Origin of the sequence: uncultured Roseobacter sp. (genome assembly GCF_947492555.1) — a bacterium.
Lineage (GTDB): Bacteria > Pseudomonadota > Alphaproteobacteria > Rhodobacterales > Rhodobacteraceae > Roseobacter.
This window is the reverse complement of record NZ_CANLNE010000003.1, coordinates 822,583-843,589: the sequence shown is the minus strand read 5'-3', so window position 1 is coordinate 843,589 and position 21,007 is coordinate 822,583. Positions and strand designations below refer to the sequence as shown.

General features: G+C 59.9%; 25 protein-coding genes, 1 tRNA gene and 2 pseudogenes. 7 read left to right on the top strand and 21 right to left on the bottom strand.

Annotated elements, in window-relative coordinates; all coding sequences use genetic code 11:
• Nucleotides 1-122: 122 nt before the first annotated feature.
• Nucleotides 123-282: pseudogene (locus Q1A07_RS17300) on the top strand (IS5/IS1182 family transposase); the annotation flags it as partial.
• 347 nt (nucleotides 283-629) lie between these two features.
• A complete protein-coding gene (gene aroQ, locus Q1A07_RS17295) occupies nucleotides 630-1,067 on the top strand; it encodes a type II 3-dehydroquinate dehydratase (RefSeq protein WP_299783272.1) in 438 nt (145 codons plus the stop codon).
• A gap of 77 nt (nucleotides 1,068-1,144) precedes the next feature.
• Here aroQ and tsf read toward each other — a convergent pair whose 3' ends face one another.
• Both tsf and rpsB read right to left on the bottom strand, forming a co-directional pair.
• The gene (gene tsf / locus Q1A07_RS17290) at nucleotides 1,145-2,020 is read right to left on the bottom strand and encodes a translation elongation factor Ts (protein ID WP_299783271.1); all 876 of its coding nucleotides are present in this window, start codon (nucleotides 2,018-2,020) and stop codon (nucleotides 1,145-1,147) included.
• A 126-nt stretch (nucleotides 2,021-2,146) separates the two neighbouring features.
• Nucleotides 2,147-3,019: a 30S ribosomal protein S2 gene (rpsB, locus tag Q1A07_RS17285; RefSeq protein WP_299783270.1), complete on the bottom strand. Its 873-nt coding sequence runs from the start codon at nucleotides 3,017-3,019 to the stop codon at nucleotides 2,147-2,149.
• A gap of 293 nt (nucleotides 3,020-3,312) precedes the next feature.
• On the opposite strand from rpsB, the gene Q1A07_RS17280 reads away from it, so the two are divergent.
• Entirely contained in the window at nucleotides 3,313-3,891 is a 579-nt protein-coding gene (locus Q1A07_RS17280) for a PA14 domain-containing protein (protein WP_299783269.1), read from the top strand.
• On the opposite strand, the gene Q1A07_RS17275 is transcribed toward Q1A07_RS17280, so the two are convergent.
• The 3 genes from Q1A07_RS17275 to Q1A07_RS17265 form a co-directional block, all read right to left on the bottom strand.
• On the bottom strand, nucleotides 3,874-4,728 hold the full coding sequence (locus Q1A07_RS17275; protein WP_299783268.1) for a 1-acyl-sn-glycerol-3-phosphate acyltransferase: 855 nt from the start codon (nucleotides 4,726-4,728) through the stop codon (nucleotides 3,874-3,876). The two genes, Q1A07_RS17280 and Q1A07_RS17275, sit on opposite strands and share 18 nt — an antisense overlap.
• Nucleotides 4,725-5,504 (bottom strand): GNAT family N-acyltransferase, encoded by a 780-nt coding sequence (locus tag Q1A07_RS17270; protein ID WP_299783267.1) that lies wholly within the window; start codon nucleotides 5,502-5,504, stop codon nucleotides 4,725-4,727. The genes Q1A07_RS17275 and Q1A07_RS17270 overlap by 4 nt, the downstream gene beginning before the upstream one ends.
• 113 nt (nucleotides 5,505-5,617) lie before the next feature.
• Nucleotides 5,618-5,800, bottom strand: a complete 183-nt coding sequence (locus Q1A07_RS17265) for a DUF3553 domain-containing protein (protein ID WP_195820315.1) — start codon at nucleotides 5,798-5,800, stop codon at nucleotides 5,618-5,620.
• Between the two features lie 27 nt (nucleotides 5,801-5,827).
• Here Q1A07_RS17265 and Q1A07_RS17260 point away from each other — a divergent pair, with 27 nt between their 5' ends.
• Nucleotides 5,828-6,424, top strand: a complete 597-nt coding sequence (locus tag Q1A07_RS17260; RefSeq protein WP_299783266.1) for a histidine phosphotransferase family protein — start codon at nucleotides 5,828-5,830, stop codon at nucleotides 6,422-6,424.
• Nucleotides 6,425-6,466: 42 nt separating this feature from the next.
• Here Q1A07_RS17260 and Q1A07_RS17255 read toward each other — a convergent pair whose 3' ends face one another.
• From Q1A07_RS17255 to Q1A07_RS17205, 11 genes are all read right to left on the bottom strand, one after another.
• Complete coding sequence (locus Q1A07_RS17255; protein ID WP_299783265.1) at nucleotides 6,467-7,732, bottom strand: glutamate-5-semialdehyde dehydrogenase; 1,266 nt, start codon at nucleotides 7,730-7,732, stop codon at nucleotides 6,467-6,469.
• Between the two features lie 57 nt (nucleotides 7,733-7,789).
• Entirely contained in the window at nucleotides 7,790-8,896 is a 1,107-nt protein-coding gene (gene proB, locus Q1A07_RS17250; protein WP_299783264.1) for a glutamate 5-kinase, read from the bottom strand.
• Complete coding sequence (gene obgE / locus Q1A07_RS17245) at nucleotides 8,884-9,918, bottom strand: GTPase ObgE (RefSeq protein ID WP_299783263.1); 1,035 nt, start codon at nucleotides 9,916-9,918, stop codon at nucleotides 8,884-8,886. The genes proB and obgE overlap by 13 nt, the downstream gene beginning before the upstream one ends.
• A gap of 35 nt (nucleotides 9,919-9,953) precedes the next feature.
• On the bottom strand, nucleotides 9,954-10,496 hold the full coding sequence (locus Q1A07_RS17240; RefSeq protein ID WP_299783262.1) for a GNAT family N-acetyltransferase: 543 nt from the start codon (nucleotides 10,494-10,496) through the stop codon (nucleotides 9,954-9,956).
• Nucleotides 10,493-11,095 carry a LysE family translocator gene (locus Q1A07_RS17235; RefSeq protein ID WP_299783261.1) on the bottom strand — a complete coding sequence of 201 codons (603 nt, stop codon included), beginning with the start codon at nucleotides 11,093-11,095 and terminating at the stop codon, nucleotides 10,493-10,495. Before Q1A07_RS17235 ends, Q1A07_RS17240 begins: the two co-directional genes overlap by 4 nt.
• Complete coding sequence (locus Q1A07_RS17230) at nucleotides 11,092-11,592, bottom strand: GNAT family N-acetyltransferase (RefSeq protein WP_299783260.1); 501 nt, start codon at nucleotides 11,590-11,592, stop codon at nucleotides 11,092-11,094. Before Q1A07_RS17230 ends, Q1A07_RS17235 begins: the two co-directional genes overlap by 4 nt.
• A gap of 94 nt (nucleotides 11,593-11,686) precedes the next feature.
• The gene (rpmA, locus tag Q1A07_RS17225; protein WP_299783259.1) at nucleotides 11,687-11,956 is read right to left on the bottom strand and encodes a 50S ribosomal protein L27; all 270 of its coding nucleotides are present in this window, start codon (nucleotides 11,954-11,956) and stop codon (nucleotides 11,687-11,689) included.
• Nucleotides 11,957-11,967: 11 nt separating this feature from the next.
• The gene (locus Q1A07_RS17220) at nucleotides 11,968-12,642 is read right to left on the bottom strand and encodes a 50S ribosomal protein L21 (RefSeq protein ID WP_299783258.1); all 675 of its coding nucleotides are present in this window, start codon (nucleotides 12,640-12,642) and stop codon (nucleotides 11,968-11,970) included.
• A 185-nt stretch (nucleotides 12,643-12,827) separates the two neighbouring features.
• The gene (locus Q1A07_RS17215; protein WP_299783257.1) at nucleotides 12,828-13,634 is read right to left on the bottom strand and encodes a hypothetical protein; all 807 of its coding nucleotides are present in this window, start codon (nucleotides 13,632-13,634) and stop codon (nucleotides 12,828-12,830) included.
• A 3-nt stretch (nucleotides 13,635-13,637) separates the two neighbouring features.
• The gene (locus Q1A07_RS17210; protein ID WP_299783256.1) at nucleotides 13,638-14,477 is read right to left on the bottom strand and encodes a DUF2059 domain-containing protein; all 840 of its coding nucleotides are present in this window, start codon (nucleotides 14,475-14,477) and stop codon (nucleotides 13,638-13,640) included.
• Between the two features lie 512 nt (nucleotides 14,478-14,989).
• Nucleotides 14,990-15,214, bottom strand: coding sequence for a BrnA antitoxin family protein (locus tag Q1A07_RS17205; RefSeq protein ID WP_299783255.1), 225 nt, complete (start codon nucleotides 15,212-15,214; stop codon nucleotides 14,990-14,992).
• A 485-nt stretch (nucleotides 15,215-15,699) separates the two neighbouring features.
• Here Q1A07_RS17205 and Q1A07_RS17200 point away from each other — a divergent pair.
• The 3 genes and pseudogenes from Q1A07_RS17200 to Q1A07_RS17190 all read left to right on the top strand — a co-directional run.
• Nucleotides 15,700-15,789: transfer RNA gene (locus Q1A07_RS17200), tRNA-Ser, on the top strand.
• A gap of 328 nt (nucleotides 15,790-16,117) precedes the next feature.
• Nucleotides 16,118-16,315: a hypothetical protein gene (locus Q1A07_RS17195; protein WP_299783254.1), complete on the top strand. Its 198-nt coding sequence runs from the start codon at nucleotides 16,118-16,120 to the stop codon at nucleotides 16,313-16,315.
• A gap of 128 nt (nucleotides 16,316-16,443) precedes the next feature.
• Nucleotides 16,444-16,581, top strand: a pseudogene (locus Q1A07_RS17190) (IS3 family transposase); the annotation flags it as partial.
• Between the two features lie 115 nt (nucleotides 16,582-16,696).
• On the opposite strand, the gene Q1A07_RS17185 reads toward Q1A07_RS17190, so the two are convergent.
• The 5 genes from Q1A07_RS17185 to Q1A07_RS17165 form a co-directional block, all read right to left on the bottom strand.
• Nucleotides 16,697-17,275 (bottom strand): VPLPA-CTERM sorting domain-containing protein, encoded by a 579-nt coding sequence (locus tag Q1A07_RS17185; RefSeq protein WP_299783253.1) that lies wholly within the window; start codon nucleotides 17,273-17,275, stop codon nucleotides 16,697-16,699.
• A 204-nt stretch (nucleotides 17,276-17,479) separates the two neighbouring features.
• A complete protein-coding gene (locus tag Q1A07_RS17180) occupies nucleotides 17,480-18,118 on the bottom strand; it encodes an OsmC family protein (RefSeq protein ID WP_299783252.1) in 639 nt (212 codons plus the stop codon).
• A 15-nt stretch (nucleotides 18,119-18,133) separates the two neighbouring features.
• A complete protein-coding gene (locus Q1A07_RS17175; protein WP_299783251.1) occupies nucleotides 18,134-19,369 on the bottom strand; it encodes an NAD(P)/FAD-dependent oxidoreductase in 1,236 nt (411 codons plus the stop codon).
• 29 nt (nucleotides 19,370-19,398) lie between these two features.
• Nucleotides 19,399-19,959, bottom strand: a complete 561-nt coding sequence (locus Q1A07_RS17170) for an OsmC family protein (protein WP_299783250.1) — start codon at nucleotides 19,957-19,959, stop codon at nucleotides 19,399-19,401.
• A 36-nt stretch (nucleotides 19,960-19,995) separates the two neighbouring features.
• Nucleotides 19,996-20,886, bottom strand: a complete 891-nt coding sequence (locus Q1A07_RS17165; protein ID WP_299783249.1) for a class I SAM-dependent methyltransferase — start codon at nucleotides 20,884-20,886, stop codon at nucleotides 19,996-19,998.
• Between the last annotated feature and the right edge of the window lie 121 nt (nucleotides 20,887-21,007).

Here is a 21,007-nt window from a genome sequence, read left to right as displayed (position 1 = left end):
ACCAACAACCACCGTGGCATCCTGTCGCCGCCAGCCTAAGTAGTTATTGGCACCTACCCCACTCCTCGAACTATGCGCCAGGCTATGCTCTATCGACCCAAAGGAGACATCCTGCGAGAGGTTGCCATTCTGCACCCACAGCTAAGTGCGGCCCAAACGCTGACGCACGCAAGATCGTCCGTGAGGAGCACGAAGACGCCCGACAGGTCGCCCGCGACATTGCCAAGACGACATCTCAATGAAGCCCAGGAAGAAGGTTGAGTGCTCTTCACCCATCTCAGAACACCACTCTCTGCGCTCTCAACACATTGTTTTTCAACAGAATCGGCTCTTCCCGGACCTTCGCCGCATGTTTATCCAACGCCCGGCGCCCACGTCGCCGCAAGTCCAAATCAGAGACTTTCAGAGACTCTGCGATGGAAAACGGTAACTCTCTGATTTCGTTGGAAACGGAAGCTCACCAATTAGGAACTCCGACATCGGTGCAGGATGAGAGAATAGGCACCCTACAGGTCAGCAGTTACGCCCCTTGTTGCCCGACAAATCCCGTTGGCAAAAGCTCCCTGTCTTCGCTGGACAGCGCGCACCGCAAAGGTCTATGCATGCAAACCATTGTTTGTGAGCAGCTTATGACCTCTATCCTCGTCCTGAACGGACCAAACCTCAATCTGTTGGGCACACGTCAACCCGATGTCTACGGCGCAACCACATTAGCCGATATCGAGGCCAGTTGTTCCCGCTGGGCCAAGGATGCCGGTTGCGCGGTCAGCTTCATGCAGTCCAACCACGAAGGTGCACTTGTCGATGCCATTCACGCCGCCCGCGGTGTGCATGATGGCATCGTCCTGAACGCTGGCGCTTACACGCACACTTCGATCGCGCTGATGGACGCACTGGCATCGGTGGAGATCCCGGCTATCGAACTTCATCTCAGCAATGTGCACGCGCGGGAAGATTTCCGGCACACATCCTTCATTGCGAAGGTTGCGGTCGGCCTGATCTGCGGGTTTGGGGCACATGGTTACCTCTTGGCACTCGACGCCATGAAAAAACATATCGAAGATTAACTTCTACACGTAAGTGATTGTAAATAAAAAAGGCGACACCCGAGTGCCGCCTCTTTTCATTGTTGCTGTTTCGATCTTCAGCCTTTGGCAGCCTTGGCAACCTCAGCGGCGAAATCCTCTTTCACCACTTCGATGCCTTCGCCAACTTCAAGGCGCACGAACCCGGTGATGGTTGCACCGGCTTCCTTGGCTGCGTCGCCCACGGTCAGATCGGGGTTCACCACGAAGGACTGGTTCAGCAGCGTAACCTCGGACATGTATTTTTTCATGCGCCCGATGATCATCTTCTCGATCACCGCTTCCGGCTTGCCGCTTTCGCGCGCGATGTCCATCTGAACTTGCTTTTCCTTCTCGACAACCGCCGGGTCCAGATCTGCTTCGGACAGGGACGCAGGGTTCACCGCCGCGATGTGCATCGCGACCTGCTTGCCAAACGCCTCATCACCGCCGGTCATCGCCACCAGCACACCGATTTTGCCCATGCCAGGCGCTGCCGCGTTGTGCACGTAAGAAACCACGATGTCGCCATCAATGGCGGACATCCGGCGCACGGACATGTTCTCGCCGATGGTGGCGATCTTGTCGGTGACCACGGTTGCCACGGATTTGCCGCCCATATCCGCGTTGTTCAGCGCATCCACGTCGGATACGGACAGGGCAACGGAGGCAATGCCCGCAACCATTTCCTGGAACTCGGCGTTTTTGCCGACGAAGTCGGTTTCGGAGTTCACCTCAACCGCAACACCGTGCCCGCCGTCAACCTTGACAGCAACCAGACCTTCCGCCGCCGTACGGCCGGATTTCTTGGCTGCCTTGGCCAGACCCTTGGTGCGCAGCCAGTCCTGCGCCGCTTCCATGTCGCCGTCGGTTTCGGTCAGCGCTTTTTTTGCGTCCATCATGCCTGCGCCGGTGGTGTCGCGCAGCTCTTTGACCATAGATGCAGTGATCGCCATCTGAGGTTCTCCTTTGGGAATTGTCGGACCACGAGGCCCGCCATTTAACGGGCCCATGGCCCGCTGTTCATCGAGGTGTCTCGGGGCAGGTCATCCCTGCCCCATATGTCATGCGTATGACGCGGATCAGCTCGCGGCTTTTTCCACGGTCTCTTCTTTGGATTCGATATCCAGAGGTGCGTCAGCCGCCATCGCATCGTCAGACACGGTTTCCGAAGACGCGTCACCGACCTCGACACCAGTGGATTCGGCGACGGCCTCTTCGACCGGTGCTTCTTCCATTGCGCCGAGATCGACACCTGCCGCGCCCAGTTGCGCGCTCATGCCGTCAAGGGCTGCACGGGCCGCCAGATCGCAGTATAGCGAAATCGCGCGGGCCGCGTCATCGTTGCCCGGGATGATGTAATCAATGCCATCGGGTGGGCAGTTGGTGTCAACCACGGCCACAACCGGAATGCCCAGCTTGTTGGCTTCGGCGACGGCCAGTGCCTCTTTCTTGACGTCGATGACAAAGATCAGGTCAGGACGGCCGCCCATTTCGCGGATACCGCCGAGGGAAGCCTGCAGCTTGCCCTGGTCACGTTCCATGCCAAGACGCTCTTTCTTGGTCAGACCGGCAAAGCCGTTCTCGGACTGCTCGTCAATGTTCTTGAGGCGGTTGATCGACTGGGACACGGTCTGCCAGTTGGTCAGCGTGCCGCCCAGCCAGCGGTGGTTCATGTAATACTGTGCGCATTTCTCTGCGGCATCGGCGATCGGCTGCTGGGCCTGACGCTTGGTGCCGACGAAGAGAACGCTGCCGCCCTTGGCGACGGTTTCACGGATCACGTTCAGGGCCGCGTCCAGCATGGGAACGGTCTGGGTGAGATCCATGATGTGGATGCCATTGCGCGCGCCATAGATGAACGGACCCATGCGGGGGTTCCAACGCTGCGTCTGGTGGCCGAAGTGTACGCCTGCTTCAAGCAATTGGCGCATGGTGAACTCTGGAAGAGCCATGTTTGTCTACCTTTCCGGTTTTATCCTCGGCGGGGGCATGACAGATTTCTGCCAACCGGCGGACCGTTGAGGATGTCTCCCCCAAAAGGCCCAAACCCCGCCTGCGGGTTTCAGTGGGTGCGCTATAGGCCACTCGGCCCTTTCCTGCAAGGGCGGAAAAGCCCCATTCGCGCAATATGTGATCGCTTTTGCGGCGCTGGGTGCTTGTCACTTGCAGAAGGCGCATTCTAGTATCTTTTTAACCGTCCCCGCAGAGGGCCGGACGATCCAATGATCTACCACCGGGAGTGACCATGACCTTTTCCTTGAAATCCGCCGTTTTGGCGATTGCTTTTTCTGTTCCAGTTTCCGCTCTTGCTGCGCCCGTGCAACTTGCCCCCGCCAACCCGCAGCCCGCTGCCGGCAGCCTGACCCCGGGCCTTGCGGTGCTTTACGCCTTTCCGGGGGATGTGCGTACCGTGAAGGACGCGCGGAACGCACTGAAACGCAAGAGCGTGGCGGGCGCGCCGCTGGCCGGGCTCTCCTATGACGACAACAGCGAGGGCGATCCGACACTGACCTCGGACAAGGCGACCAAGGTGGCCGCCGCAATCTCCGGTTACATCAAGTTCGATGCGCCCGGCACCTACGTGCTGGATTTCCTGAACAATGACGGGCTGGAGATCAGCATCGGCGGGCAGGTCGTGGGCGACTATGACGAAGTGCACTCTTGCGGGTACGCGGGCGAGATCGAAGTGGCGGTGCCCGAAGCGGGATACTACCCGTTGGAGGCCACCTATTTCCAGCGCAAGGGCACAGCCTGCCTGATGATGGAGTGGGGACCGGACAGTGACGGGTTGGAACTGGTCCCGGATTCAGCGTTCTTCCACTGATTTACGGGCGCCCTGCCCCTTCGCCTCGAAGCCTGCCCGCACGCGGGCTTCGCAGGCCGCGGCCAATGCCTTGCGATCCGCAAATGCGCGAGCTTGCAACGGCGTGTCGTAGACCACTGTAACCCGCCCGTGGCGCGGGCTGGCCAGCATCTTTAGAAAGTGGCTGCCAAAATCCATGTCGCCCCACCATCCGTAAAACCGGCTGTCCGCCTGTGTGGGGGCGTCGTAGATGACGGAAACGGGCTGTATTTCGAGCGTTTCACGCAACTCTGCGGCAAAGAAGGCGGCAAAAAGCGTGGTCTTGAAGGGCAAGACGCGCTGTCCATCGCTGCTGGTGCCTTCGGGGAAAAACAACAGGCGATGGCCCGCGCTGAGCCGCTCTTTGAACAGCGCCGCCTGTGCCGCCGCCTGCGCGCGATTGCGCTCAATGAAAACCGTGCCCGTCGCCCGTGCCAGCCACCCGATCCCCGGCCATCCCGCCACCTCGGATTTGGAGACGAAATAGATGCGGTTCGATGCATTGAGCACAAAGATGTCGAGCCAGCTGGCGTGGTTGGCCACGGCGGCCCCCGGCCCATGCGCCGGTTCCCCTTTCACGCGCAGTGTCACGCCGATGATGCGCAAGGCCATCCGACAGACAAAAACGGTGATATAGGGGGTGACCGGGCGGGCGATGCCGAAAACGGGCCGCTCGATCAGGCGGACCAGTAGCAACAGCGCCAGCCCGCCAAAGACAAGGACCGCCAGCGGCAGCCCCCGAAGCAGGATCAACAGACAGCCGAGTGCCGTCAGCCGCGGCGCGGGCGGCGGCGCGTCCCCGAACCACGTCGTGTTCATACCGCGTTGCCTTGATACAGGCGGGCCTGTCGTTCGTTCATCCGCGCCGTATCCAGGATCAGACAAACATCCGTGGTGTTGAAGGCGTGATCGATAAAGGCCCCCTCGCCCACAAACCCACCGAGCCGGAGATAAGCCTTGATCAGCGCAGGCACGGAGAGCATCGCGGCGCGCGGGTCCAGTGCTTCCTCGGACACCAGATCCATGCGTTGAAAAGCCGCATCCTGCGCTCGCACGCGCAGTTCCTCCGGGGCCAGGTGGCGGTGGTGCAGAAGCGATAACGCCTGCGCAAGCGCGCCTACATCCGTGCCGTGGAAACTTGCCACGCCGAACAGCACTTCGATGTCATGGTCCGCGATGTAATTGGCCAGCCCGCTCCACAGGTGATACATCGCCATGCCGCCGCGATACGCCGGATGCACACAGGACCGCCCCAGCTCCAACAAGCGGCGGTTGGACCGAAGCAAGACTGAGAGATCATATTCATCTGCGGAGTAGAACTGCCCCGCCGCCGCAGCCTGATCAGAGCGCATGACCCGGTAGACACCAACCACCTCGCCCTTTGTCTCTTCCGTCAGCAGCAAGTGGTCAAAAAACGGGTCAAACCTGTCTTTTTCCAGACGCGCCGCGTGATCCACCAACGCGCCACCGCCGCCCAACTCCTCGACAAAGACCGCATAGCGCAAGCGCTGCGCTGCTTCGAGTTCTGCCTCGGTCTCTGCAAGCTTGACCGAGAATGGGGATTTGGGCTTTGCGTCCATCTTTAGGGGGGTCATCCTGGGTTCCGGAGATCTGCTTTGCTCTTAGTGAATTGGCGGCGTGCTTGCAACGCAACAGCTGTCGCAGGTTTACAATCCAGAGGTGTGCGTTAACCTTTTGGCAAGGTTCTTCATCCATCAAACACCGGGGTCAAGGCAACACGGGTACTATCAATGACGATCTTCCCTTCGTCGCGAAAATTCACTGTGACACGGGCGTTTATGTTGCTTTGTACCTGCCCTGTCCCCCATTCGGGGCGGTCAGGATGCCGTACAAGCATACCGGGTGACAGGATCGCGTTTAAATCTTCCATGGCACCCTTTCGCGCAGGAGACAGTAGATGGGCCACAGCAATATTAACCTTGCCGCACTGATCGGCAGCCGCATCTGCCATGACCTGATATCGCCAATCGGTGCGATCAACAACGGGTTGGAGCTTTTGGGGATGGCGGGTGGCACCCCCGGCCCCGAGATTGATCTCATCCAGGAAAGTGTGGGCAACGCCAGCGCCCGAATCCGGTTTTTCCGCATCGCCTTTGGCGCGGCGGGAGAGCAGATGATGGGCCGTGCCGAAGTGACCTCGATTCTCGATGACCTTATGGACGGTGGCCGTCTGGATGTGGCCTGGGGTCCACTGGATCCGCAACCGCGCGGCGATGTGCGCATGGCCTTTCTCGCGCTGCAGTGTCTGGAAAATGCCATGCCATACGGAGGCCGTATCGAGGTCAGCAATGATGACAGCAACTGGCTGCTGCATGGCCAGGCCGACAAGCTGAACATCGATGAGCCGCTTTGGAACATCCTGGCCACGCGGGACGCCCCCGCAGACCTGCGGCCGGCGCAGGTTCAATTCGCCTTGCTGCCGATCATCGCGGGGGACGCGAGCCGCCGGATCGTCACGGAAATGTCGGACACGCAGGTCAAGCTGCGGTTCTGACGACCTGCAACCACGTCACCAAGCGCGGGGCCCGCAAGGCTATCAAGCGCGCACCGTCCCGTCCCCGGTGACCAGATACTTGAAGCTGGTCAGTTGAGCGGCCCCGACCGGGCCGCGCGCGTGCATCTTGCCCGTGGCAATACCAATCTCCGCGCCCATGCCAAACTCGCCGCCATCGGCGAATTGCGTCGATGCATTGTGCATCAGAATCGCAGAATCCAGTTCCGTCATGAAACGCCGCGCGACCTCCGCGTCTTCGGTCAGGATGCAGTCCGTGTGGTTCGACCCGTAGGTGCGGATATGTGCCATCGCCGCATCAAGGTCGGGCACCACCCGCGCCGCGATGATCATATCGAGGTACTCCTGCCCCCAATCGTCTTCCTGTGCCGCCACGGTACCCTCGATCGCGGTGAGCGTCGCATCGGCGCGCACTTCGACGTCCGCGTCAATCAGCGCGCGGATCAGGCCACGCCCCATCGTTTGCGCGATATCCTCGTGGATCAGCAGGCATTCCGCGGAGCCGCAGATGCCCGTGCGCCGGGTCTTGGCGTTGAGCACGACCTTGAGCACCTTCTCTGGGTCGGCGTCCTTGTCGATGTAGATGTGCACGATCCCTTCGAGATGCGCGAAAACCGGCACCCGCGCCTCGCGCTGCACCAGACCGACAAGGCCCTTGCCGCCGCGCGGCACGATCACATCAATCGTATCGGTCATGGTCAGCATTTCAGACACCGCCGCCCGGTCGCGGGTCGGCACCAGTTGAATGGCATCTTCCGGCAGATCGGCATCGCGCAGCCCCTTCACAAGGCAGGCGTGCAAGGCTGACGAGGAATGAAAACTCTCTGACCCGCCGCGCAGAATGACGGCGTTTCCGGCCTTGAGGCACAGAGCACCGGCGTCGGCCGTCACATTGGGGCGGCTTTCGTAGATCACGCCAACAACGCCCAAAGGCGTACGCACCCGCTGAATGTGCAACCCGGTCGGTTGGGTCCACTCCGCGATCACCTCGCCCACGGGATCGGGCTGCTCGGCAATGGCGCGCAGCCCGTCGATGATGCCGCGCAGCCGGTCTTCGTCCAGCGCCAGCCGGTCCATCATCGCATCGGACAGGCCCTTTTCGCGCCCGTAGTCCAAATCCTTGGCATTGGCGTCCAGAATGGCGGCGCGGTCGGTCCAGACCTGCTCTGCTGCGGAAATCAGCGCGGCATGCTTGCGTTCAGCGCTGGCAAAGGCGAGCCTGGCAGCCGCTGCTTTGGCACGCGCACCGATATCGGCCATCATCACCGGGATATTATTCATATCTTTCATTGCACTACATCCCGTAATTAATTCTCGTTAAGGTTGAAATCCACCCTCAATCCTTTGCTACAATGCCATATCATCGCGGTGGATTAAAGCGGCGCGCCCGGGATACCCCAGCAATGCCTCGATTTCCTGCGATTTCCTGCCCTTGATGATCTGGGCCTCTTCTGCCGTATAGCGGGCCAGACCGTGGCCCAGAATATGGCCGCTCCCATCCGCAATCGCGACCGCATCGCCGCGCTGGAAGGTTCCCGACACCGTGGCGACGCCTGCTGGCAGCAGGCTCTTGCCGGACATGAGTGCGGCCACGGCACCTGCGTCTAAAGTGACCGTGCCGCGCGGCTTCATTGCAGCAATCCAGCCCTTGCGGGCGGCCTGTGGATCCGTATGGGCGGTGAACCAGGTGGCGGGCGCACCGGTATGAAGCTGGCGCAGCGGGTTCATCGGCGATCCTTCCGTGATCGCCATCGCACAGCCGGCGGCAGTCGCCGTTTTCGCGGCCATCAGCTTGGTCTTCATCCCGCCCTTTGAGAGACCGGAGCCCGCATCGCCCGCCATTTCCTCAATCTCGCCGGTGATCTTGTCGATGATATCGAACCGCTTTGCCTGCGGATCTTCATTCGGGTTCGCGCTGTAGAACCCATCCACATCCGACAACAGGATCAACTGATCCGCGCCCACGGTCACAGCGATCTGTGCCGCCAGCCTGTCGTTGTCGCCAAAACGGATTTCATCGGTGGCAATGGTGTCGTTCTCATTCACGATGGCCACAACGCCCAGCGACAAAAGCTGCTCCAGCGTCGCGCGGCTGTTGAGATAACGACGGCGGTTGGTGCTGTCTTCCAGCGTGACCAGCACCTGCGCGGTGGTGATGCCATGCGGGGCCAGCACCTCTTCATAGGCGCGGGCGAGCCGGATCTGCCCGACGGCCGCAGCGGCTTGCGATTGTTCCAGCGCCAGCTCCTGCGGCGGCAGGGCCAAGACGCCCCGCCCCAAGGCAATGGAGCCGGAGGAGACCAGCACAACATCAACCTGCCGTGCTTTCAGCCACGCGATGTCTTCGGCCAGTGACGTCAACCAGTTGGCACGCAGATGCCCAGTTTCGCGGTCTACCAGCAGGGCAGAGCCGATCTTGACCACGATCCGCCGGGCGGCGGTCAGGGATGCCACGGCTCTTCCTCCACGACAGGTTTGTGGCGCAAACGGTCGTCGTCGATCTGCCCCCGCAACGCGCGCAGCACCTCCGTCACCCCCTCGCGCGCGACACCGGACATCAGCATCACCGCGCCGCCACTGGCCTTTTCAAGCGCCTCGCGCGCGGCGGCCCGTTCGTCATCGTCCAGCGCGTCGATCTTGTTTAGCACGGTCACGCGGGGCTTTTCCGCAAGATCACCACCATAAGCTTCGAGTTCGGTGATGATTGTCTGGTAGTCTTCGGCGACGGTCTCCGACGTGCCATCGACAAGGTGCAGGAGGACGGCACAGCGCTCCACATGGCCCAGGAAGAGATCCCCCAGCCCCCTGCCCTCGGACGCGCCTTCGATCAGGCCGGGGATGTCGGCCACGACAAATTCGGTATTGTCCACACCGACCACCCCGAGATTGGGGTGCAGCGTGGTGAACGGATAGTCGGCGATCTTGGGCCGCGCGTTGGAGGTGGCCGCGAGGAAGGTGGATTTACCCGCATTGGGCAGCCCCAGCAGCCCCACATCCGCGATGAGTTTCAGCCGCAGCCACAGCGTGCGTTCGACCCCCTCCTGTCCCGGATTGGCCCGGCGCGGCGCCTGATTGGTCGAGGATTTGAAATGCAGGTTGCCAAACCCGCCATTGCCGCCACGGGCCAGTTGCACCCGTTGACCCACTTCGGTGAGATCGGCGATCACCGTTTCCTGATCCTCGTCCAGGATCTCGGTGCCCACCGGGACCCGCAACACGATATCATCGCCATCCGCGCCTGTGCGTTGGCGGCCCATGCCGGGGATGCCGTTCTTGGCAAAGAAGTGCTGCTGGTAGCGGAAATCGATGAGCGTGTTCAGCCCCTCCACCGCCTCGGCCCAGACCGAGCCACCGGTGCCGCCGTCGCCGCCGTCGGGCCCGCCGTATTCGATATACTTCTCCCGCCGGAAGCTGACACAGCCACCGCCGCCCGCGCCCGAGCGGATATAGACTTTGCACAGATCGAGAAACTTCATGGGGGCTTCCTAGCCTTAAGGGGCGCGGCCCTCAATCACAGTTTTCGCAAATAGGTCCAGGTCGGCACCGTGGTATCGCGCGCCACGCTGAAACTTTCGGCATCGCCGAGGTATTCAAAGCCGCAATGTGTCAGCACCCGCGCCGAGGCAGGATTGTCCTGAAAGACACTGGCGAACATGGTCTTGTTCTCCAGCGGGTTCGCCTCGACCAGCGCCTGCACCGCGTCCGACGCAAGGCCCGTGTTCCAATAGGGCGGTGCGACCCAATAGCTGACCTCCGACTGGTCGCGATCCATCCGCTCCAGCGAGATCAAGCCCATCAGCTCAGAGCCGTCAGCTATGGTGCCATCCATGGCCCAGACGTCCTCGTCCCGGTCATTCGACATGGCGCGGGTGACAAAGGCTTCGGTCCGGCCGGGCGGCAGCGGGTGCGGAATGCTGGTGGTCATGCGTGCCACACGTTCATCGCCGCCATAAAGCTCGATCAGCCCCATGTCAGACTTGCGCAGGGGCCGCAGAACAAAACGCTCCGTTTCAACGGTCGGCTGTACCGTGATCTTTCCCATTTCCACCGTCATGTCCCTCCTCCGAACAATACGAACAACACCGACGCGACGGTTACCGCCGCGAGGGTCCACATTAGATAAGGTTCCATTGCCGTTCCCGCTATGGTGCGCGCGATCCCCTCACCGGCAAGTGTCCAGAGCGGATGCAGCAGAACCTGGCAGCCGAGCAATACAGCAGCAATGGTTGCAGTTGCCTCAATAACCGGCGTGCCGGGGGCCACGAAGGCCGTGAATCCGCCCACAATCATGGCCCAGGCCTTGGGGTTGAGCGGGTGCACGATCAGGCCTGCGGCAAAACCGGGGGCCGCCTGCGCCTGATCCACGGCGCCCAGCCGCGCATGCGCCACGCGCCAGGCCAACCAGATGATGTAGGCGGCCGAGGCGTATTTCAGCGTCTCGAACACCCAGGGCGCCTGCTCTGCCAGTTCCATCAGACCGAACCCAACGGGCCAGATCACCAGTTGCTTGCCCAGGGCCACGCCTGCCACGAACGGCAGCGCTGCGCGAAAGCCATAGCGCGCCCCGGTGGTCATCAGGGCCATATTGGCCGGTCCTGGCGTGCCGACCTGACTGGCTGCGAAAATCGCAAAAGAGGTGACCGCGACGCTCATGCTGCCGCACTCCACTGCTCGGCAGATAGGACCATCTGCTGGATCTCAACCTCTGCATCTTCCAGAAGGCTATGCCGCCACACGAGGTCCGCATCCGCGAAACCAAGCCCGCTCAGGACCCGGCGCGAGGCGGCATTCCCGATCCGGTGCCCGGACATCAGCGGTGCCTGCGTTCTGGCAAAGTACCGCTCGATCAACGCGCGCGCAGCCTCGCTGGCGTATCCATGCCCCCAGAAGGGTTCGCCGAGCCAATAGCCCAGCTCCTCATCAATCCCGCAGCCGCCGATCAGCTCGCCATTCAGGGTGATGGCCAACGCCTCATCCTGCACCCGATCCCGGGCAAAGAACGCCAGTGCATCGGCCTCGGTGTAAGGATGCGGAACCCGCGGCAACCATCGCGCGACGGTGTGATTGCCGATCAGCGAAGCCACAGCGCCCGCATCCTCCGCCCGGTGCGGGCGCAGAACGAGGCGTTGGGTCTGGATGCATTCTGACATCGGCTTGGCCTAACACTTTGGTGTGGCGAAAATGAGAAAGGGGACCGGCGGTGTCGCCGATCCCCCTGAATGTGTCATGTCCTTGGGAAAGGGCTTATTCAGCGGCCTCCGCCAGCGGCAGGACCGAAATAAACGTACGGTTCTTGAGACCCTTGTGGAAGGTCACGGCGCCGTCGACAGTTGCAAAGATCGTGTGATCCTTGCCCATGCCCACGCCTTCGCCCGGCCAGAACTTGGTGCCGCGCTGACGCACGATGATGTTGCCGGGGATGGCCGCCTGGCCACCATAGAGTTTCACGCCAAGGCGACGACCCGCTGAGTCGCGACCGTTCCGGGATGAACCACCTGCTTTTTTATGTGCCATTTGGTCTCTCCTTAGCCTTTAGCCAGTTCTTTGGCCTGTTCGATCCAGCCTTCACGCTCGATCCGGCCTTTGAACGACAGTTTCTCGTCCATAGCAGCAACGTCCTCTTCGGTCCATGCCGCAATCTGCGCAAAGGAGGTCACGCCGCCTTCGATCAGTTTTTTCTCAAGCGCCGGACCCACGCCGGACAGCTTTTTCAGATCGTCCGCGCCCGCGTCGGCCTTGGCCGCCTTGGGGGCCGCTTTTGCCTTGGGCGCAGCGGCCTTGGCTTCCGCTTTCTTAGGGGCCGCTTTCTTGGGTGCTGCCGCTTCGACCGCTTTCGCGGAAACGGAGCCTGCGCCCATGGCTGCCTTTACGCCCGACTTATCCGCACCAGAGGCCAGAATATCGGTGACCTTGATCAGGGTCAGTTTCTGACGGTGGCCCTTCGTGCGCTTGGAAGAGTGCTTCCGGCGGCGCTTGACGAAGTTGATGACCTTCTCGCCCTTGACCTGATCGACGACTTCGGCCTGAACGCCGGCGTCTTTGACGAAGGGTGCGCCGACAACGGTCTTGTCGCCCCCCAGCATCAGAATATCGTTGAATTGAACGGTTTCACCCGCATCAGCAGCCAGTTTCTCAACACGGAGCGTATCGCCCGCCTGAACCTTGTACTGCTTGCCGCCAGTCTTGAGGACTGCAAACATAGCATTTCCTTTGCTCAACCGCGTCCTGTGGTCCCCAAGCTTGGGCGTTTTGGCCTGATGGCCACCTCGAACAGCGCACTCCGGTCGGAGTGATCGTTTTATAAGAGAACAAGGCCCGGCGAACCGGACCTCATTTATGAAGCCGCCATGTGCACCACCCGCACGCCCATGTCAAGCACGATCCCTCAGATATCGTTGCCCGCCGCGTTGAGGGCCACCGCCCGCCCCAGACCATAGGCGATGTCGGTGAAGACGCTCTCGTATCCTTTGAAAAGCGCGGCATTTAGCTGCTTGCCTGCCGGGCTGCGTGAAAAGGCCACATAGGCTTCGAGGTCACTGATCTCCAGTGGCTGCTGGGCCAGCAGAAAGTATCCGTTAAGCCAGGATTGCGCCTCTGTCCGCAACGTCTGCTCCGACTCCCATACCTGCGCAAGGATCTGGTCTTCCGTCATCTGCAGCAACCCGCCATCCGCCAAACCGCGGGAGAATTGGTAGCTGGCGCTCATGGTCAGAGCCACGTTCAGCTCCAGAAAGTCATTGGCCGTGACGAATTCCGTCAGCAAACGGCGATGCGGATCATCATCCGGCAGGCTGGCAAAGGCTTCGGAGGCGGCTTCTTCAACGGAAGGGTCCATCATTGCCTTGCGCGCGGCGATTTCCAACCCTGTAATACGTTGCCCGCGCAGGCTGTCAAAGAACTGCACCGCCACGTCAAGCGCCTCCGGATCCATGCTCGTTTTCACCGCGTGATAGAAACTGTCTTCAATGGCCGCCGGCGCGTAGAGCTGAGACACCTGTTCCTGCCAGAAGGCGCCACCCTGCCCGTTCAGCATGTCGTCGTTCAGACCCTGCGCGTCACTCAACCCTTCGGTGCGCAAGGCATCGACAAGCTCCGGCACCCGCAGCGCATCCATCAGCACGGTCACCCGCGCATCCGCCCAGAGCGGCACGGCCATCAGGTAAAACGCAAAGGCAAGGACGGCGGCGCGCATCGGTCAGAGGTCCTGACTGGGTTGTAGCGCGCTCATCCGATCGGCCACGGCCTCATACCGGTTGGCCATGATCTCGAACTGCACCGCATTCATCAACTCATAAACCCGCTGCATCTTGGGATTTTCGAGCGCGTCCGCATAAGCGGTAACATCCGCATCAGAAAATGCCTGATAGGTATAGGCTGACCCGGAGAGCGCGGAGATCTGCATGCTGCGCCGCATCTCCCCCTCCTGCGATTTGAGGCTTTCGCGCAGGTCGGCTTCCTCCATACGCAATTCAATGACGCCAGCCGCCGCCGCCGCCATCAGAAACCGCACCTGTACCTCCTGGATGGCGCGGATCGAGGCATCTTCAGATCCCGTCGCCTTGTTGAGCCGCTTTAATTCCTCCAGACGGGGCGAGCCGATCTGCACCAGCCCGGCAACAATCGCCTCTCCGCTTTCGCTCTTGAGCTCCTCGTCCTCCTTCATATGCGAGGCGTTTTCCGCCACGACGAGCCGTTGCCCCAAATCAGAGGCATAAAAATCGACCGCGTGGGTCAGAAGCTCGTCGCTCAAGGTCTGGGACAGGATATCCAGCGCCATGGCGTGCATCTGGTCCGTATCGAAGACATCTTCCACAAGACGGGTCCACTCTGACCCGAAATCATCCGCCTCGAGCCCGATCATGTTCGGTGCCGTCTCTGCTGTCAGCTTGATGCTCTCCAGCGCCACGTCAAAGCCAGTCACTTCCAGAAACGCCTCAAGCCGGTCGAGATCGGCCGTGCGGGCCTGTCCTGCAAGCACACCTGCCATCACTGTGACCATTAGGAACGAAGCGCAATGTCGGATCAAAGGTGTCATGTCGGGTCTCCTGTAGAGGCGTTTTGCCGTTTACAGAAAACTTAAGTGTTTTGATCCGCAGGGCAATGAAATTTCCCGTGTAAGGCGCCAGCTGGCCAATAGGCTCCTATCACGGGTGGAAAAGCCAATCGGTCCCAACCGTAGCACCTTCGGTGAGTTGCCGGTGTCTTTGAACGGGTGTTTCAGGCCTGTTCCGAGGTCGCTATGAATCGTCAAAGCCACGCAAGATCGGGTTTTGAAGTCCAGAATATAGGGCGTCAGGGCAAACCTCTTCCGCCATAAGTAGCGCCCTTTGGCGTCCACATCGTCCAGATACGAAGCCAATCAATATCTGTCCGCCTTTCTGGGCCGTGAGGCCGCCCGTGCACTTTCCCGGTGAGGCGAAGAAAGGGCACAGAAACCGAGGCAGCCGCGCGTGACGCCCCCTACTCAGCTATAAGCCGCGCAATGCCACCTATTGGCTCGACACCGCGTCTCATGTTTCCCACCCGAAAGCGGCAAATCCAGATGAATTACAGTCCCAAATCCTTGCGCAGCAGACGATTGACCCGCTCGCTCGCATTTTCATCCGCCGCGCGCAGAGCCGCTGCGACGTCGGGATCCAGCGTGAAATTCAAACGCACACGCTTTTTTCGAGCATCCAAAAAAGGTCTGCCGCGCTTTGCCTTTTTAAAGAAATACGCATCAAGCTCGCGCACCTTTCCGCCTGTGCTGGTCAATGGCTCAGGTTTTGTCATATCCTTTTCCTTTCACCTCGCTTGTATTTACCCGGCGAAGATCAATGGCACCTGGCTTTACGGCACGAGCCGCCCTCACAAGGAAATACAGGTGTCAGCAATCGTCCGATGGTGAAAAGCGCCGCTCTTGCTGTGCCGTCAACGCAGCGTACTAATCCGACAGAACCATTGACGCAGTTCGAAACCTGCGCGCGCGACTCAGCGTCATTTCACCCAATCTCCACATATTTTTATACACACGTTAATCCATGCAATCAACAAGAAACAATCCACTGGCTTCGTCAAAACCACGAGCGGACACTGGAAGGCAGCAAGCGTCGCGGCCTGTGGACCGATCTTGCAGCCCACATCCGCAAAACCGCGGCGCAAAAAGGCCAGCACCAAACAAGGGAAAAACGCACCAGACCTTGAAATCCAAAAACCAGTTTTCAAACCGATAAAGGGCCTTGCGGGCGGAAAAGGAAAAGCGTAGGGAAATCAACCACGGAGAGGTGCCGGAGTGGTCGAACGGGGCGGTCTCGAAAACCGTTGTGGGTGCAAGCCCACCCAGGGTTCGAATCCCTGTCTCTCCGCCATGACCACCTTTCGTTTCATCGAATTATTGCTGGTTGTAAAATCGCAATATTTTCATGGTCACTTGGCAACTTTTGCTTTGGATTAGCTTTTGCCCGATTGTACTCCTGTACTTTCGTTGAGTGGTACACATCGTTGTAATTATTGATGGCGACGCCATGCGGCAAGCTTACAAAGAAACTGGTAGAGAACCTTGAACCGGGTCGGCACGGCGATGGCGGGGGTTGTATCTGGTTGTTGACCCCTCTGGCGCGCGGCGCTGGATTGTTCGCGTTACCGTGACAGATCAGAAAAACCGCAAGGGCGCACCGCTGCTGACGGATTTCGGTTTTGGAGGGAAGCGCAGATACCGTCACGCTCAATCAACCGAGAGAACGCGCGCTTAAATATCGCCGGAGGGCCAAGGCTGGCTTGAATCCTCGGTTTAATGCTCATCGCGAAATCGCGACCTTTGAAGAAATCAGCCGCAAGGCGCATATCGACCGCCTGCTGACGTGGAAAACACCAAGTATGGACAGCAATGGTTGAACACTTCGCGCGACTAGATCCAACATCCGGCCCCTTCACGCCAATGACAAAGGAAAGGCGGTTCCATCGGTGCAAGCTCAGCCATTCCGTACAGCCCCTCAAGAACCGCGACGGGAGAAACGACCATGGATACCTGTATCTCGGGCGCCCGCGTGGCGCGGGAGCTGGATGCACTTGAGCGCATCTATGACAAGCCCGCCCGCATTGTCAGTGACAATGGGACGGAGTTTAAAAGCCGGGCAATCTTGACTTGGGCACACGACAACAATGCCGAATAGCGTTACATCGATTTGGGCAACGCGATATGGACAGAAGTTAGATTACCAGAAACGAAAGCGGCCAGCCCAAGGACTGACCGTTATTTTGCTATTTAGAAGAGCCTTAAGATTTCTTTCGGCGGCGCATTAGGCCAAGGCCAGCAACTCCACCGAGCAACAGCAATGAAGAAGCTGGAAGCGGGACAGGCGCAACGCTTGGCTGGACATCAATTGTAAAAGTATCGCCATTGGATAGTGAAAAGATACTTTGTCCGACACTAAGCCCAAGGGACGCAAAGCTTTGACCATTGTATCCTATTTGACCTGACAGTGTCGCATCATCTGCAAATGCCCCGATCCGAATGTAATTTTGTGTCAAAACAAAGCTGAAATTCGTAGTATCGAAGCTAGAAAAAACCGTTAGGCCCGAGCCGAAGACGCCAGGATTAGTGAAATCGTACTCACTCTGAGTTTCAAATAAGCCGTTTCCCGATGCGAGAAGCCCGGCTCCCGAGTGAATAAAATTAGCGTTGGTGCCCGCAAGCGTATTTGAAAACGTTGCTCCGGTTAAATCAAGCGATCCGGAAAGGGTTGCGACCACATCACTACCTACTTCCTTAAAGCTTAGCACGGTTGCGGCTTTTGCTGACGCTGAGGCAGTCAACAATGCTGCCAGCACCGCGGCGTTTAAGAATTTGTTCATCTGAGTTCCTTTCAAAAAAATATTGGAAAGTACCGAACCCCATATTCCCACTTCTTTGACGGGAATTAGCGAGTTCCTGATTATCAATCTGGTCGCGATAGCACGGCGAGATTGTCCTGTTGAATTTACAGATCGCGGGAGCTTCTCAAAAATCGGCCCTACCTTTCCATTTGCGATGCTGCAGCGAATGACAGCTGTGCTGCTCTACGCCTTGGTTTGCGCGGCAGTGTCATCTTCATCAATCGGCTGGCGTATTGCTTCGGCAGGTGTCCCGAGCTTCCCAAGCTCACCCCGGCTGGATTTTTGCCACTTGACCGAAACAGTCTGCGGATCGCGTAGCGCCAGATACCAGGGATCTGCGTCAAGGACCCGCTCGACCAACCGCGAAACGGTATCTGCGGGTTCGTCTGTTTCGATCTGAATCATGATACGGGTTTGCAATGGCGCGGCCTTCCTGCTTCCAAGTCCGAAAACTGCCAGGTCGTCACTGTCCATCTCCAGATCGACATGAACCGACCGGAATTCGAGGCCCTCGCGTGCCGCCGTCATCTTCGTTGCGATCGCGACACATCCGACAATGCCCGCGCGCCCGAAAAACCCCGGGGACGGTCCGCGGGCCTCACCGCCCATGGCGATCCCCATATCCATGACGGCCGAGTGCGACCCTTGCGTAACACTGCAGACCAACCCGTCATCGATAGAGCCGGACATCGCCAGCGTTGTCACTGCTTTTTCAGGATTGGCCGAAAGGCGCTCAATCACGTTTGCCTGGCTGAGCTGAATAAGGGCGTCCCGGTCCGTTTTCGACGGCGTTCGAACCTGTTCTGAGCCTGCGATTGTCATGTTCGGTTTCCTTTTTTAGGCGGCGCGATTGGCGCGAGTGAGAATGAGGTGGTTCGATAGGGTTTCGGCATCGGCACCGACGCCGTCGATCAATCCGGACTTTCTGCGCTGTTGGAACGGCAGGCCAAGGACGTAGAGGCCAGGTGCCACCACGCCGAATTTATGCCTCAGTGCCCCTTTCGCATCGAATACGGGGAGGTGGAGCCAGTTGAAATCCGGTCGGTATCCAGTGGCCCAGATCACTGTACGGATGTGTCCGTCGCAAAGGCGCAACCGCAAGGCGGGATCTGGGTCGACATACGTCGGGTCCGGCCTCTCCGGCGGCGCCAGTCCGATCAGCGACTGACTTTCCGCCCAAAGATCAAATCCTTCCAGCAACCGGTTCATCTTTTGATCCGACAGCGCACAGTAATTGGCCAACGACCCCGAGAACAGGGCGTACCCGTTTCGGATGCCACAAAGACGGCCGACAACCTCAACGCCCTGCCAACGCAAGTAGTTGAGATCCAGGGCATCGATTGAGTGGTCTCCGACCAGTTGAAGGGCGGGGACGCGCCGCGCGCGGTTGATGTCATCCACCTGATCGGCGCGCATATCGAGAACGCCACTCTGATCCATCCACCATTGAACATCGCGACCCCTGTAATGCCGCGGAACACGGATATGCGCGCCAACGGCCAGCGTGACATCATGGCCCGCCGTGAGGAGTTCAGAGGCGATCTGGGTTCCGCTGGCCGAGGCGCCGACGATCAACACGCCGCCAGGATCGATCTGAGCCGGTGACTTGTAGGACATCGGTGTCAGACTGGTTATACCGGATGGCAGCTGGCCCGCCACGGCCGGCACCCTGGCTTGCGCACAGGCCCCGGTCGCCAGAACCACATTGTCACAGAGCCAGTCCCCCTTTGTGGTTTCAACCCGGTATCCGAAGCTCTGAACAGTGACCGATGTGACGGTCACGCCTTCCTCGACCGGTGCCGCACTTTGCGCCGCATAGGAGCGGAGATACTCCGTGATCTCGGCCATGGTCATGAAACCATCCGGATCGCTGCCCGAATAGGAATAACCCGGCAGGCGACTTTGCCATTTCGGGGTCAGCAAACGCAGGCTGTCCCAACGTTCGCTGACCCAGGCATTCGCGATCTCGCCGCGCTCGATCACCACATGGGGGACCGAACGCTCGGCGAGGCATTTGCTCATGGCGAGCCCGGCTTGCCCGGCACCGATAATGATGGTCGATATCTGTTTCACGACACGCGCCCTTCTTGTTTGGTACCGCTTCAGGCGACGTCCACGTGAACGTTGGTTGGGTTGGTCAGAAGATCGAATACGGCGGATCGCTTCTGCGACTGGGCAACCAGCGCACGTATATCATCGGCCGAGGCATCGGCGTCGATCTCGAACCGGACGCGAACCGACTTGAAACCGTTTCGAATCTCGGGGTCCATTCCGAGGATGCCGCGCACGTCGATATCCCCCTCGATGATCGCCTGCACCTTGCGCAGTTGAATGCCGCGATGCTGGGCGACGGCGGCCACGCCACCGGTCAGACAACTGCCGAGCGCCGACAGAACGATTTCCGGTGGTGTCGGCGCGGTGTCGGCAGCTGCGAAAACCTCAGGGTGATCAGACGTGATCACAAAGGTCTCCTTGCGGACATGGTCCTGTCCGAGACCGAAATAGCCGTTGATCGCGTTGCTGCTTTGCGTCCCGCTGACCCAGTCACAGGTGCTGCGGAAGGTGAAGGATGCCGCCTCGGGCATGTCGGCGAACGCGCCGCGCGCACCCAAGAGGGCTTCGGTATTCACGCCGTTGTCGACGACGGTTTCTGCGATGTTCATGGTCTTTCCTTACAGTTGGTTGAATTTGGACGGAGATCAGTTGCCCGCAGCATTGCGCGCGGTGATGAGCCAGGAGGAACTGTCCATCCACAGTCCCTGGTCATTCGTTTCGACGGTTTCGAACATCTCGGCCAATGCAGCCTCGACATCTGCACGGCGCTCTTCGCCAAGCGCTCCAGCTTCGCGGAACGTCTCGCCCGCAGGGCCTATCGCCAGCTGGAAAGCGACAGCCTCTTCAATCGTGCGCCCGACCATCACCTTAGCGTCGACGCGTTGGAACGCGATCTCGGTGAAACCGGCAGCTTCCATCTGCGCTCGGGTGGTCGCCTCATCAGCCATCGAAAACGGGCCGGGGCCGCAGGTCAGGGCGTCTTCGCCGGGCTTGGGCAGGATGGTCTGAACCACGTCCCGTGCGGCGATCAGCCAGGGATTGTCGGCCCGTTGCCGCCAGACAATATGTGCCATCCGACCGCCCGGGACCATCGCCGCGCGCATTGCGCGCAGGCCTGTCACCGGATTGGCGAAAAACATCGTTCCAAAGCGGGCGAATACGAAATCGAAACTGCTGTCATAGGTGCTCCGTTCGAAATCGTCACAGGCGAACCGAAGGTGCGGCAGTTCGCTCAGGCCCGCCATCTGGTAGGCGTAGTCGATGAAGGCCCGGCAGCAATCCACGCCGAGGACGTCACCGTCCGGGCCGACCCGCAGCGCAAGCTCGACCGCCGTGTCGCCGAACCCGCAGCCAACGTCCAGCACGCGGTCGCCGCGGCGCACATCCAGGGCAGGCATGATTTCGGCGCTATGCCGCGACAGGCCACCAACCAGAATGTGGCGGTAGGCCATGAATTTCGGGGCCAGCACATCGTTCCAGAAGTCAACAAGGGGCGACGGTGTCGTGACCGCAGTCTGTGTGTTTTGAACGTTCATTTCACGTCTCCATGCCTCGCAAGGCGTCGTTTCCAAAAGCCGTCTGGTGCGTGTCCAGACCGGATGGGCGAGGTGTATGGCGGCGGCGGCGGTGCGGCTACTTCACGGACAGTAGCGATGC